Source organism: Rhodococcus sp. WY5, assembly GCF_018588185.1.
Classification (GTDB): domain Bacteria; phylum Actinomycetota; class Actinomycetes; order Mycobacteriales; family Mycobacteriaceae; genus Rhodococcus_F; species Rhodococcus_F qingshengii.
Genome location: NZ_JAAMPR010000001.1, coordinates 4949631 through 4963068 on the forward strand (window position 1 = coordinate 4949631; position 13438 = coordinate 4963068).

Annotated in this window: 13 protein-coding genes; 4 read left to right on the forward strand and 9 right to left on the reverse strand. The window is 64.7% G+C overall.

Annotation, left to right across the window (positions count from 1 at the left end):
* Window positions 1-96: 96 nt before the first annotated feature.
* Window positions 97-1053: an electron transfer flavoprotein subunit alpha/FixB family protein gene (locus G4D79_RS22820; RefSeq protein WP_214514413.1), complete on the reverse strand. Its 957-nt coding sequence runs from the start codon at window positions 1051-1053 to the stop codon at window positions 97-99.
* 48 nt (window positions 1054-1101) lie between these two features.
* Complete coding sequence (locus G4D79_RS22825) at window positions 1102-1902, reverse strand: electron transfer flavoprotein subunit beta/FixA family protein (protein WP_003944754.1); 801 nt, start codon at window positions 1900-1902, stop codon at window positions 1102-1104.
* A gap of 271 nt (window positions 1903-2173) precedes the next feature.
* On the opposite strand from G4D79_RS22825, the gene G4D79_RS22830 reads away from it, so the two are divergent.
* From G4D79_RS22830 to G4D79_RS22840, 3 genes are read left to right on the forward strand one after another with little or no spacing between them, the layout of a single operon-like run.
* Window positions 2174-2953: a bifunctional 2-polyprenyl-6-hydroxyphenol methylase/3-demethylubiquinol 3-O-methyltransferase UbiG gene (locus G4D79_RS22830; RefSeq protein ID WP_042451468.1), complete on the forward strand. Its 780-nt coding sequence runs from the start codon at window positions 2174-2176 to the stop codon at window positions 2951-2953.
* A 29-nt stretch (window positions 2954-2982) separates the two neighbouring features.
* Window positions 2983-4509 carry a glycoside hydrolase family 57 protein gene (locus tag G4D79_RS22835; protein WP_058038836.1) on the forward strand — a complete coding sequence of 509 codons (1527 nt, stop codon included), beginning with the start codon at window positions 2983-2985 and terminating at the stop codon, window positions 4507-4509.
* Entirely contained in the window at window positions 4506-5750 is a 1245-nt protein-coding gene (locus G4D79_RS22840) for a glycosyltransferase family 4 protein (RefSeq protein WP_003944732.1), read from the forward strand. Before G4D79_RS22835 ends, G4D79_RS22840 begins: the two co-directional genes overlap by 4 nt.
* 18 nt (window positions 5751-5768) lie before the next feature.
* On the opposite strand, the gene G4D79_RS22845 is transcribed toward G4D79_RS22840, so the two are convergent.
* Both G4D79_RS22845 and G4D79_RS22850 read right to left on the reverse strand, forming a co-directional pair.
* Window positions 5769-6404: a maleylpyruvate isomerase family mycothiol-dependent enzyme gene (locus tag G4D79_RS22845; RefSeq protein WP_064112652.1), complete on the reverse strand. Its 636-nt coding sequence runs from the start codon at window positions 6402-6404 to the stop codon at window positions 5769-5771.
* Between the two features lie 97 nt (window positions 6405-6501).
* Entirely contained in the window at window positions 6502-7266 is a 765-nt protein-coding gene (locus G4D79_RS22850; protein ID WP_003944741.1) for an acyltransferase, read from the reverse strand.
* A 137-nt stretch (window positions 7267-7403) separates the two neighbouring features.
* Here G4D79_RS22850 and G4D79_RS22855 point away from each other — a divergent pair, with 137 nt between their 5' ends.
* A complete protein-coding gene (locus G4D79_RS22855; protein WP_214514414.1) occupies window positions 7404-8711 on the forward strand; it encodes a PQQ-binding-like beta-propeller repeat protein in 1308 nt (435 codons plus the stop codon).
* Between the two features lies 1 nt (window position 8712).
* Here G4D79_RS22855 and G4D79_RS22860 read toward each other — a convergent pair whose 3' ends face one another.
* From G4D79_RS22860 to G4D79_RS22880, 5 genes are read right to left on the reverse strand one after another with little or no spacing between them, the layout of a single operon-like run.
* On the reverse strand, window positions 8713-9870 hold the full coding sequence (locus G4D79_RS22860) for a hypothetical protein (protein WP_060938654.1): 1158 nt from the start codon (window positions 9868-9870) through the stop codon (window positions 8713-8715).
* 1 nt (window position 9871) lies between these two features.
* A complete protein-coding gene (locus tag G4D79_RS22865; RefSeq protein ID WP_003944733.1) occupies window positions 9872-10888 on the reverse strand; it encodes a class I SAM-dependent methyltransferase in 1017 nt (338 codons plus the stop codon).
* Between the two features lie 53 nt (window positions 10889-10941).
* Window positions 10942-11721: an enoyl-CoA hydratase/isomerase family protein gene (locus G4D79_RS22870; protein ID WP_214514415.1), complete on the reverse strand. Its 780-nt coding sequence runs from the start codon at window positions 11719-11721 to the stop codon at window positions 10942-10944.
* Window positions 11722-11731: 10 nt separating this feature from the next.
* Window positions 11732-12550, reverse strand: coding sequence for an NUDIX domain-containing protein (locus G4D79_RS22875; RefSeq protein WP_214514416.1), 819 nt, complete (start codon window positions 12548-12550; stop codon window positions 11732-11734).
* 56 nt (window positions 12551-12606) lie between these two features.
* Entirely contained in the window at window positions 12607-13428 is an 822-nt protein-coding gene (locus G4D79_RS22880; RefSeq protein ID WP_003944728.1) for an ABC transporter ATP-binding protein, read from the reverse strand.
* Between the last annotated feature and the right edge of the window lie 10 nt (window positions 13429-13438).

Genomic DNA, 13438 nt, shown 5'->3' on the forward strand with positions numbered 1-13438 from the left:
ACGAAGTGACATGCCGATGCAGGCCGGGTGAATAAAGCACTGTGCGCCTTTATCAACCGCGGGGGGTTGATAAAGGCGCACAGCAGTTTGTGCTTTTCAGCCCTTGTGGGACTTCACAGCTTCGGTGAGCTGCGGTGCGACGTTGAACAGGTCGCCCACGATGCCGAAGTCGGCGATCTCGAAGATGGGTGCCTCTTCGTCCTTGTTGACCGCGACGATGGTCTTGGACGTCTGCATGCCGGCACGGTGCTGGATGGCACCGGAAATGCCGAGCGCGATGTACAGCTGCGGGGAGACCGTCTTACCGGTCTGACCGACCTGGAACTGTCCGGGGTAGTAACCCGAGTCCACAGCGGCACGCGAAGCACCGACTGCAGCGCCGAGGGAGTCGGCCAGCTCTTCGACGACGGAGAACTTGTCCGCGCTGCCGACACCACGTCCACCGGAGACGACAACCGACGCCTCGGTGAGCTCCGGGCGGTCGCCGCCGACGATGGGCTCACGCGAGGTGACCTTGACGGCACTCTCGTCCTGGGCCGGAACCTTGACGGTGATCTGCTCGCCTGCGCCGGCCTGCAGAGCAGCCTCGACTGCGCCCGGACGAACCGAGTAGACCGGAACGTCGCCGTTGGCCTTGGCCTCGACGGTGAACGCGCCACCGAAGATGGAGTGGACGCCGGTGCCGTCAGCCTTGATCTCGATGACGTCGGTCAGCAATCCGGAGCCCAGACGTGCGGCCAGACGACCGGCAACCTCTTTGCCCTCGGTGCCGGCTGCGGTGATGACTGCTGCCGGGCTGGTGGACTCGACCAGAGCGGCGAGAACGTCGACCTTGGGGGTGACGAGGTAGCCGTCGATGTCGTCGGACTCGGCGACGTAGATCTTCTCGGCGCCGGCTGCTGCCAGAGCGTCGGCGAGCTTTGCTGCGGTGCCCGCGGGGCCGGCGACAACTGCCGACGGCTCACCGAGTGCGCGTGCAGCGGTGATGAGTTCGGTGCTGACCTTCTTCAGCGCACCCTCTGCGTGCTCTACGAGCACAAGTACTTCTGCCATGACTTAACTCTCCCTGAGTTCTTCTGCTGGATGTCTAGAAGGGCGCGATCAGATGACCTTGTTGCTGACGAGGTACGCGGCAATCTTGGTGCCACCGTCTCCCTCGTCGACGATGCGCTCACCAGCGGTACGGGGGGGCTTGGGGGTGGAGGACGTCACGGTGGTGCCAGCGTTGGCAACTCCGACGGTCTCCGGGTCGACTCCGAGGTCGGCCAGCGTGTAGACGAGAACTTCCTTCTTCTTCGCGGCCATGATGCCCTTGAAGGACGGGAAGCGCGGCTCGTTGATCTTCTCGGTGACCGAGACGATCGCGGGCAGCGAAGCCTCGAGGCCGAAGACGCCCTCGTCGGTCTCGCGCTCACCGGTGATCTTGCCGTCGGCGACGACGACCTTGCGCAGCTGCGTGAGCTGCGGGATGCCCAGGTACTCGGCGATGATGGCCGGAACAGCGCCGACGCGGCCGTCGGTGGCCTCGTTGCCGGCGATGATCAGGTCGGCAGGCTCGTCGTTCTCGAAGGTGATCTGGCCGAGAGCAGCAGCGAGCGTCCATGCGGTCTGGATCGCGTCGGAGCCGTGCAGTGCCGGGTCGTTGATGTGGACGGCCTTGTCGGCGCCCATCGAGAGAGCCTTGCGGATAGCGTCGGTGGCGCGGTCGGGACCTGCGGACAGCACCGTTACCTCACCGCCCTGAGCTTCCTTGATGAGGAGTGCTTCTTCGACGGAGCGCTCGTTGATCTCGTCGAGGACTGCGTCGGCGGCTTCACGGTCAAGCGTGTAGTCGCCGTCGGTCAGCTTGCGCTCGGACCATGTGTCGGGGACCTGCTTGATCAAAACAACGATATTCGTCATGGGTCTTCGTCGACCTCCTGTGTGTAATTCACCTGATAAATCGTCTGTGGTGCTCGCGCAGTCCGAGCGTCCGAAAAGAGAGTCCGACAGGTCTCCCTACGGGCGAATTTCTCGGTTCACGTCGGCTGTGCGTTAGATTACCCCACGTTAAGTTACCGGTGGGTAACTTAACGTGGAACCTCGTCCACCATAACGGCACGAACAGGAATTGACAGCAGTGATCTGGACCACGGCGAACACGTTCTACTCGGATGGCACTAATCTCGCACGGGTGAGTGAAACGAGTGTCAGCAACCACGAGGACGCACCCCTGCCCTTGACGGGCGAACGAACCGTGCCAGGAATCCCCGAGGAGAACTACTGGTTCCGACGCCACGAAGTGGTGTACCGCGCACTTCTGGAGCGCTGCACGGACCGCCGAGTCCTCGAGGCCGGTTCTGGAGAAGGCTACGGCGCCAACATGATTGCGGACGTCGCAACAAAGGTTACCGGCCTCGACTACGACATCTCCGCGGTCGAGCACGTCCGTGCCCGCTACCCCCGCGTCGAGATGCTCCACGGCAACCTCGCCGAGCTTCCACTGGCGGACAACTCGGTTGACGTCGTCGTCAATTTCCAGGTGATCGAGCACCTGTGGGATCAGGGTCAGTTCCTACGCGAATGCTTCCGAGTTCTCGCTCCCGGCGGTGAACTTCTCATCAGCACCCCCAACCGGATCACCTTCTCCCCCGGCCGCGACACGCCGCTCAACCCTTTCCACACTCGTGAGCTCAACGCCTCCGAAATGACCGAATTGCTCGAAGACGCCGGATTCCGCGTTCAGTTGATGACCGGCGTCCACCACGGTTCGCGCCTGAAGGAACTCGACGCCAAGCACGGCGGATCGTTCATCAACGCGCAGATCGACCGCGCGTTGGCCGGTGAGCCCTGGCCGGAAGATCTCACCCGCGACGTCGAAGGCATCACCGTCGACGACTTCAGCATCAGCGAACCCGACATCGACGACAGCCTCGACCTCGTCGCTATTGCCGTGAAGGAAACCGGCGAGTGAGTAACGCAACACCCGTCACCGAACCGGGGATGTTCGCCCTGGTTCTGCACTCCCATCTGCCGTGGCTCGCCAACCACGGCAGATGGCCAGTCGGCGAGGAATGGATCTACCAGTCCTGGGCTGCGTCGTACATTCCGCTCGCCGCCGCGCTACGACGCCTGGCCGACGAGGGCCGATCGCACCTGCTGACGCTGGGAATCACGCCCGTACTCGCGGCCCAGTTGGACGATCCCCACTGCCTCGCCGGGATGCATCACTGGCTCGGCAACTGGCAGATCCGCGCCCACGAGGCTGCCGGCATGCCGGACGCGGCGCACCGCGAACTCGGCGCGCGCGAGCACCGGGCGTCAGCTGCCGCTCTCGCAGATTTCGAGACTCACTGGCAGCACGGCGCCTCACCGGTGTTCCGCGACCTCATCGATCGCGAGGCCTTCGAGCTTCTCGGCGGGCCGCTGGCCCACCCGTTCCAACCGCTGCTCGATCCTCGCTTGCGGGCGTTCTCCCTCCGCGAAGGTCTCGCCGACGCGCATGCCCGGTGGAATCACACTCCGACCGGGATCTGGGGACCCGAGTGCGGGTACACCCCGGGCATGGAGCGCGGGTACGCCGAAGCGGGCGTCACCCACTTCATGGTCGACGGCCCCGCCTTGCGCGGCGACACATCCCTCGGCCGCCCGGTTCGAGAATCCGACGTGGTCGCATTCGGCCGCGACCTGCAGGTCAGCTACCGCGTCTGGTCCCCCAAGTCCGGATATCCGGGTCACGCCGCCTACCGCGACTTCCACACCTACGACCACGAGACGGGTCTCAAGCCGTCGCGGGTCACCGGACGGACCGTCGACTCCGCCGACAAGTTGCCGTACGACCCCGAACTCGCTGCGGCCGCCGTCGACAAGCATGTTGCCGACTTCGTCGAAACCGTTCGGGCGCGTCTGCGCAGTGAATCCACCCGCATCGGCCGCGACGCCCTCGTGGTCGCAGCTTTCGACACCGAACTGTTCGGGCACTGGTGGCACGAAGGTCCGCAGTGGCTCGAAAATCTCCTGCGCGCGCTTCCCGAGGCCGGAATTCGCGTCGGCACCCTCGCCGACGCCAAGGCATCGGGATACGTCGGCGAACCCGTTCAACTCGAGGATTCGTCCTGGGGATCGGGTAAGGACTGGCGTGTCTGGGCTGGCGATCAGGTGTCCGACCTGGTGCAACTGAACTCCGAAGTGGTGGAGACCGCGCTCGGCACCGTGGACAAGTCTCGCGGACGCGACAACGCACCCGGACGACCGGAACTGCGAAACCGGGTCAACGATCAGGTACTTCGCGAGACACTGATGACAGTTTCGAGCGATTGGGCATTCATGGTGAGCAAGGATTCGGCCGCGGGGTACGCCCGCGAACGCGCACACAAGCACGCCCACGCGACCAGGGAAATCTCCGAAGCGCTCGTTTCCGGCCGCGATGCCGTCGCCGAGCGACTCGCCGAAGGCTGGAATCGCGCCGACGGGTTGTTCCCGGGACTGGATGCTCGCCGTCTACCTGACACAGAACTGAGTCCGTCGTGAAAATTCTCATCGTCTCGTGGGAGTACCCACCGGTCGTCGTCGGCGGCCTCGGCCGACACGTCCACCATCTCGCCACCGAGTTGGCGGCTGCAGGCCACGAGGTCGTTGTTCTCTCGCGTCGCCCCTCCGGAACGGATGCGTCGACGCACCCGACGATCACGCACATTTCCGAGGGCGTCCTTGTCGTCGCAGTGGCCGAGGACCCCGCGCACTTCGTCTTCGGCGAGGACATGCTCGCGTGGACCCTCGCGATGGGTCACGCGATGGTCCGTGCCGGGATGGCGCTGCACAAGCCAGGAGTGGGCGAGGGCTGGCAGCCCGACGTCGTGCACGCGCACGACTGGCTGGTCGCACATCCGGCGATCGCCCTGGCCGAATTCTATGACGTCCCACTGGTTTCCACACTTCACGCCACCGAGGCGGGTCGCCACAGCGGCTGGATCTCCGGACGCATCAACCGCCAGGTCCACTCCGTCGAGTGGTGGCTGGCAAACGAATCCGACTCTCTCATAACTTGTTCGGCGTCCATGCAGGAAGAAGTGACCGAGCTCTACGGCCCGACGCTGCCGCCGATCACCGTCATCCGCAACGGAATCGACGTGACCACGTGGAACTTTCGCGAACGTGGACCGCGATCCGGACCACCGAAACTCCTCTTCGTCGGCCGCCTGGAATACGAGAAGGGCGTGCAGGACGCCATCGCAGCACTCCCCCGAATCCGTCGTAGCCACCCCGGCACGACCCTCGCGATCGCGGGCGAAGGCACCCAGTTCACCTGGCTCTACCAACAGGCACGCACGCATCGCGTCGCGCGGGCGGTGGACTTTCTCGGCAACCTCGATCACACGGAACTGCTCAGCTGGCTGCACGGAGCGGACGCCATCGTCCTGCCGTCGCGCTACGAGCCGTTCGGGATCATCGCCCTCGAAGCGGCGGCGGCCGGCACTCCGCTGATCACGTCCACCGCAGGCGGACTGGGCGAAGCCGTCGTCGACGGGGTGACGGGGATGTCCTTCCAACCGGGCGACATCGCCGGGCTCACCTCGGCTGTCCGCGAGGTACTCGACGATCCCGCCGGGGCACAGGAACGGGCAGTGGCCGCCCGCGCACGCCTGACATCGGACTTCGACTGGCATCAGGTCGCCGAGGAGACCGCTCACGTCTACGCGGGCGCGAAGCGTCGGGTGCGACAGCCGTTGGCCCGTCCGCAGATCCCCGAGCGTCCGCTGCCCGGTCGCTGAGCTCGCTTTGTGCTGATCTCAGGGGGTCGGGAGTGGCGCGGTGAAACGAGAACTCGCATCCCCGAGCAGATGGCCTGGTGGCAGCATCCGGCCGCACAGCACGAGCAGGAGATCCTGCGCCGCCCCGTGAACCTCGGCGCCGGCACCGTACGTCCAGTCTCGGTCGTCGGCGCGCAGCCGAGCGCCGTCGAGGTCAGTTCCGAAATACTTCAGGGTTTTGGGCGAGAGTCCGCTGAGCACACGAGTGAGCCGGTCTTCGGGCACCACGTAATCGTCGCCGAGTGCCACGCGAATGTCCTGACCGTGGATCACGTCGTGCGAGAGCGCACCCTCGAAGCCGCCGCCTGGTGGCTTCCACGGGTGTGCAACGTTGTCGCGAAGCGAGGCAAGCAGTTGTCGCTCACCGACTTCCGACGCATCGGCGAGCGCTCGCCGGTTCGACATCCTGTTGAAGTTTCCGCGTGACTTGACCATTTCCACGACGAATCGCGGCGCCGAGTATCGGTAGGGCATGGTGATGTGCGCGATCACTTCGCGGACCCGCCACCCCTCGCACAGGGTCGGCGCGTTCCACTGCTCCGTGCTCAGGCCTTCGAGAAATCCCACCAGTTCGCGGCGCTGCGCCACGACCCATTCGGGTGTCTGTTCGCTCATGTCGGCACTCCTTTCACCGGCGCAGACTTTCGGCGCCGATACCGATACAGACCGGTTGCGGCGCCGAAAGTAATCGCTGGTTCTGCCAAAAAGTGAGCTACGACGTCGACGACGCGTCGGCAGCGTCCGCAGCAGCCTTCTTGCGTGCGATGTCCTCGAGCGCCGCGATGTACTTTGCACGATCGGCAGCGCCGGCTTCCCAATCGGACTTGCGGTTCTTGACCGCCTTCGCGGGCGAGCCGACCGCGATGCTGTAGTCCGGGATGTCTCCCTTGACGACGGCGTGCGCACCGAGGACACAACCGCGTCCGACGCGGGTATTTCGCAGCACGGTGACCTTCGCTGCCACCCACGTGTCCGGGCCGATACGGACGGGGCCCTTGACGATGCCCTGGTCCTTGATCGGTGTGTTGATGTCGTCCATGCGGTGGTCGAAGTCGCAGATGTAGCACCAGTCGGCTACGAGCGTCGACGCACCGATTTCGATGTCGAGGTACGTGTTGACGACGTTGTCCTTGCCGAAGACGACCTTGTCGCCGATGCGCAGCGAGCCTTCGTGGCAGCGGATCGCGTTGCCGTCACCGATGTGCACCCAGCGCCCGATCTCGAGGCGGGACAGGTCGGGGGTGGAATGGATTTCGACGTTCTTGCCGAGGAACACCATGCCGCGCAGGATCACGTGCGGGTTGGCCATCTTGAACTTGGCGAGACGGTAGTACCGCACCAGATACCAGGGTGTGTACGCCTTGTTCGCCAGAACCCATTTGAGGGAATCGACCGTCAAGAACTTGGCCTGATCGCTGTCGCCTCGGCGTGATCCCCGCCATCGAGTGCGCAACGGTGCGCCCCACATGCTCGTCATGAGTGTTCAGCCTACGTGGGGCCGACTCACCGACCCTCGGGGTGTGCCCCGTCACGTTGCCCCGGTCGGGATAGTCTCTGGTCCGGGCTTGTGCAGTTACCGAGGGCTCTTGATCAAGTGAAGGCAGGGAGATTGTGATGCGGCGGGTCCTACGGTCGTCCGTGATGGTGTCGACGGCGATCGCTGCGGCCCTGATCGCCGGTTGCGGCAGCGACGACGGACGGGTGGACCGGTACGCGTCGGCGGGTTGGCCGGCCATGCATGCCGACGCCCGCAACAGCGACACGAGCCCGGTCACCGGATCACGCGATGTCGAGTTCGCATGGTCACGCCCTCTCGGCGGTCCGGTTGCCGCGTACGCCTCGGTGGCCGCGAACGGCCAGAGCTTCGTCACCGCCCGCACCGAGAACGGCTGCAATCTCTTCTCGTTCCAGATGGATTCGGGTCGCAAGAAGTGGTGCGCTCGACTCAACGACGGAGTAGTCGCCTCGACGCCCATCGTCGACACTGCCACCAATGTCTACGTCGGCGAGAGCGGCGCGATGATGTCCTTCACCGAGACTGGTCAATTGCGTTGGCGCACGCTCGTTGTGGGCACTCCTCTCTCGTCACAGTTCACCGGCGACGGAAACCTGTTGTTCATCACCCAATTGGGTCAGATCAACGTGCTCAACCCGCAGACCGGCGCAAAAGTGGTTCCGTCGTTCGACCTGATCCCGCCGCCGTCGATCGACCAGGGCGCGAATGCAGAACTCATTCCCGACAACAAGGGTTTGAGCGAGTGCTTCCTCGGCACGTCCGGCTGCCCGGTGGCCAATACCCCGGCAGTGGACCTGGGCACCGGCAAGTTCTACTTCACCTTCTACGGACCCAGTTCTCGGGCAGCCGATCTGGTCGCCATGAAGTACACGGGCGGCGACAATCCGTCCATCACCCGCGAGTGGTCCACCGACGCGCTTCCCGGTGGAACGGCGTCGAGCCCGGACCTGTCGAAGGACGGCAAGACCGTCTACGCCACCGACAACAACGGATCTCTCTGGGCAGTGAACGCCGAAACCGGTGACACCAGGTGGAGTTACGACATCGGCTTCAACTCGGCCGGTAGTGCCTCGACGTCCGACGACGGTTTGATCATTCCCGCCGGCGGCGACAAGGGGCATCTCCTTGCCGTGCGCGACGAGGGAGATCATGCCGAACTGGTCTGGGAGCGTAAGGACCTTCTGCAGCTGGGTGTTCCGGCGCAGACCGCCGGCAACACCGGATACACCGTCGTACGCGAGGGTGAGAACGGACTGAGCCTGATCACCTTCGACACCGAAACCGGTGAGACGGTGGATCAGGACACGTTGCCTGGCGCGGTCGGCTTCACCGTCGGCACCTCGATCGGCCCCAAGGGCGAAGTGTTGACGCCCAGCGCAATCGGTGAGCTGTTCGTCTTCAAGTGAGCTAGCGGGATGCCTCACAGATGAAGGCCGACGCCGATCGCCCGATCCGTACGATCACGACGCTCAGCGCAAGCGAGCCCTTGAGCTTGAGCCGTGGACGCAGCACTGCCGGGTCCACGTCGACTCCTCGCACCAGGATTTCGGCCACACCGCAGTCCCGCTTGGACAGTGTCTGTTTGAGCAGTTTCTCGGAGTACTTGATCTGCTCGAGGATCCGGAATCCGCGAACTCCCTCAGGGACGCTGTCACCGGTCAGATAAGCGATGCGTGGATCGAGCTGCCAGAGGCCGTGTCTGGCCGCGTAGTGGCGCACGAGGCCCGCGCGCACTACCGCTCCGTCCGGGTCGATGATCCACTCCCCCGGCGCTTGCTCCGGAATCACGTCGTCCTCGGCGTCGGTGATCGCCCACCCGCTCCCGTCGGAGCGAAGCACCGAAGCTCGGCGCGTGACGCCGGACTCGGCCAGCCCCGTCGACCACAGGCAGGCTTCCTTGACGCCGCCGTCGAGCGAGACGACCTCGACTTCCCCGTCCCAGCCCAGATTGTCGAAATCGAGTCCGGGAGCACACTTCACCGCGAGATCACGGCCGGAGTACGCCTCTATGAGGTCCGGTAGAGGTGGCATCAACGCTGCCGGATCGTGAGTGCGGCGACCGCCCGATCGCCGTGCGGGGTCTGCCAGTACGACGGTGTCGCGTGTCGTCGGGCGGAGCGCGTCGGCCCGCAGCAACGCTGCGCTCGGCACATTGCGCTGTGCCATCGCCAGGCGAACGGAATCGATGTCGCTGCCGATCACGCGATGCGCAACTCCGGTCAAGGCATGCAGTTCGGCGCCGATGGAGCACGTCACGTCGTGGACGTCGCGCCCGATCAGACGCTGCGCGCGGTGGGCCGCGACAACGCCGGGAGTGGCTTGTTGCATCGCGTCGTCCGTGAACAACCACTGATCACTGCCGGGCAGTTTCGTAGCGGCCTTTCGTCGAAGCAGGACGGTGTCCACGAGCGCAGGCATATGATCACCGAAACGCGTACGCGCCCGGCCGATGTCGGCCAGACGCGTACGCGTGGACAGTTCGAGCTGATCCACCTCGGCCAAGGCAGCTACGCCGGAATCACTTCCGAGATAGTCGACGTCGCCGAGGGTGAAGTCATAACCCAATTCAGTTGCCGGGCTTCACGCCGGTGATCATGACGTTGTAGAAGAATCCGCGAGGAACGACGTGGCGGAGCACCTTCTCGTCGACCCAGCTGAGCGTCTTCCAACCACCGAAAGCGAAACGCCCCCAGCCCCAACCGAGCTTCTCCGGCGGAACAGCCGCCTCGAAGGTACGGACCGGCCAGCCGAGCAGCGCCGCGGCGAATTCCTCGGTGGCAGCGTGGACCTGATCGGCGCCGGCGGACTTCGCCATGTTCTCGAGGTCCGTGGGGTCGAACGTGTGGATGTCGACGACAGCCTCGAGAGCTGCTGCACGAGAAGACTCGTCGAGTTCCTCTTGCGGGCGACGCCAGTCTGCGAGGAACGGCAGCTTGGTCACGCGCGTGGTTGCTTCCCACGTCGCGCGGCCGAGCCAGCGAGCGTAGAAGTTGCCGACAGTGGTGGGCTCACCGGCGAAGACGAAACGTCCGCCGGGCTTGAGGACACGAAGGACCTCACGCAGCGACTTCTCGACGTCCGGAATGTGGTGCAGCACGGCGTGGCCGACCACCAGGTCGAAGGTGTTGTCCTCGTACGGAATGGTCTCGGCATCGGCGACACGGCCGTCGACCGGAAGGCCGAGGCTTTCGGCATTGCGCAGTGCGACCTTGACCATGCCGGGCGAGAGGTCGGTGACCGAACCGGTCTTGGCGACTCCACCCTGCATCAGGTTCAGGAGGAAGAATCCGGTGCCGCAACCGAGTTCGAGCGCGCGCTCGTACGGGAGCGGCTGATCGCCCGCGACGGCGTCGAAACGACCACGTGCGTAGTCGATGCAGCGCTCGTCGTACGAGATGGACCACTTGTCGTCGTAGGTTTCGGCTTCCCAGTCGTGGTAGAGCACCTGGGCGAGCTTGGTGTCCTTACGAGCGGCCTCGACCTCTTCGGCCGTGGCGTGCGGCCGCGGCGCGGGGTCGACTACCGAGGTGTCGGTAGCGGCGGGCGGCGTGACGGTTGCGTCGTCATTCGGGCTGGCTGTCATGGCGGCTATCCTACTCGCTGGTAAGAGATGAACAAGTTCTAGTTTAGGGGAGCCTACTCGCCCGTGAACTCGGCCTTGCCCGGACCGTTGGCGATGAACGACTCCATGCCGATCGCCTGATCCTTGGTCGCGAACAATCCGGCGAACAGATGCTGCTCGATCTTGAGCCCGGATTCCAGGTCGGTGTTCAGACCCTCGTCGATGGCCGCCTTGGCAGCAGCCAACGCACGTGACGCTCCCCCGACGAACTGCGAGGCCCATGTCCGGGCCGCGGCGTACACGTCGTCGGGAGCGACGACCTCGTCGACCAAACCGATGGCCAACGCCTCGTCAGCCCCGACGAAACGGCCGGTGAAGACCAAATCCTTGGCCTTGGCCGGACCGATCAGGCGAGCCAGGCGCTGCGTTCCGCCGCCACCGGGAATGATTCCGAGCAGAATCTCCGGAACTCCGAGCTTGGCGTTATCTCCGACGATCCGGCGATCGGCCGAGAGTGCAACTTCGAGTCCACCACCGAGTGCGTATCCGGTGATCGCGGCAACGGTCGGCTTCGGGATGGACGCCACGGCGCCGAGTCCTGCCTGCATGCCGCCGATCGCGTCACGGATCTGGCCGTAGTCCATCTCGGCCATTTCCTTGACGTCGGCACCTGCTGCGAAGACTTTCTCGCCGCCGTAGACGATGACGGCCTTGACTGCCTTGTCGACGGTCGCAGCGTGTGCGGCAGCAGCCAACTCGTCCTGAACCTGACGGTTCAGAGCGTTCATGGGCGGACGCGCCAGACGGATGGTGCCGATGCCTTCGGAAACCTCGAGAGTCACAAATTCAGCCATGGTCGAGAGGTTACTTTGCCGCCTTGACCGACCACGGATGCGGCCCGGCGACGTAGTAACCATCCTGGTTCGGGAACTCGACGCGCAGCGTTTCCTCGTCGGTGATCAACGTAGGCAGGATGACGGGAATCTCCGGCTCGGCTGCGAGTATCTCCGCCACCGAACTGAACTTGGCCAATTCGGTCAGCTGACTCCACGTCGGCGGCAACAGGATGCTGCCACCCTCCCGCCAGTGCGCCAGCGCGTCTTGCGGGCTCTGCCAACGAACCTCGGCGGCCTCGGAGGTGACGCCGTCCGCGATCTGTCCGGTCGGTGACGCTGCGACGAAGAAGCGCGTGTCGTAGCGGCGGGTCTCGCCCACCGGCGTGATCCAGTTCGCCCACGGCCGCAGCAGATCCGTTCGCAGGACCAGGTTCTCCTTCTTCAGGAAATCGCTGAACGACAGCTCGTGCTTTTCGAGAGCTACTCGCTCCTGTGCGTAGCCGGCCGTGTCCGCGACGACGGTGTCCGCGGTCGGTCCGGCGAGTAGGACGCCGCACTCCTCGAAAGTTTCCCGCACCGCAGCCAAGACGAGAGCCTTCGCTCGAGCCACATCCGTGCTGAACCGCTCGGCCCACCATTCGACCGACGGTCCGGCCCACTCGACCTCGGCCGTCGCATCGGACTTGTCGACGCCGCCGCCGGGGAATACCGTCATGCCCCCGGCAAACGCCATCCCCTGTACTCGTTGAAGAAGGAAGATCTCGATCCCGGATTCGGCATCGCGCACCAAGATGACGGTCGACGCATCCTTGGGCTCGGGGACAGCGTTTGCATTCTCGTTAGCCATGCTTCGCGAACCTACGCGATCTGTGATCTGGGCCGCATTTCAGGTCCCACTGAAGCTCACGCGCGATGAGCTCCGGACGGCCTCGCACGGCGCGCGAAGTATCGGCCGTCCGCCTTGTCGAGGCTGATGGACTGGCTGAATGCCGCGCTCAGATTTTCGGCGGTGATGACGTCGTCCAGAAGGCCCTGAGAGACGACCTCCCCTTCCTTGAGAAGGAGTGCGTGGGTGAATCCCGGCGGGATTTCCTCGACGTGATGGGTGATCAGAACGGTAGCCGGGGCGTCCGGATCGGCAGCCAGTTCGGCGAGTCTAGCCACAAGTTCCTCACGTCCACCGAGATCGAGCCCGGCGGCGGGCTCGTCCAGGAGAAGAAGTTCGGGATCGGTCATCAAGGCTCGCGCGATGAGGACGCGCTTGCGCTCGCCTTCGGAAAGCGTCCCGTACGTCCGATCCGCCAGGTGCTCGGCGCCGAGGCTTTCGAGCATCTCCACAGCGCGCGAGGTGTCCATGGATTCGTACTCCTCGCGCCACCGACCGAGAACGGCATAGCCCGCCGACACGACGAGGTCGCTGACCTTCTCGTCGCCGGGCACGCGGTTCGCCAACGACGACGAGGACAAACCGATTCGCGGGCGCAACTCGTTGACGTCGACCTTGCCGAGAACTTCGCCAAGGAGGTGGGCAGAACCACTGGTCGGGAAAGTCTCACCGGCCGCGATACGCAGCAGCGAGGTCTTGCCGGCACCGTTGGGTCCGAGCACCACCCATCGCTCGTCCAGCTCCACTTTCCAGGTGACGGGCCCCACGAGAGTGGACCCTCCCCGACGGATGAGTACGTTGTCGAAATCGATGAGCAGATCTGGATCAGGTAGCGGCACCCGAACATCT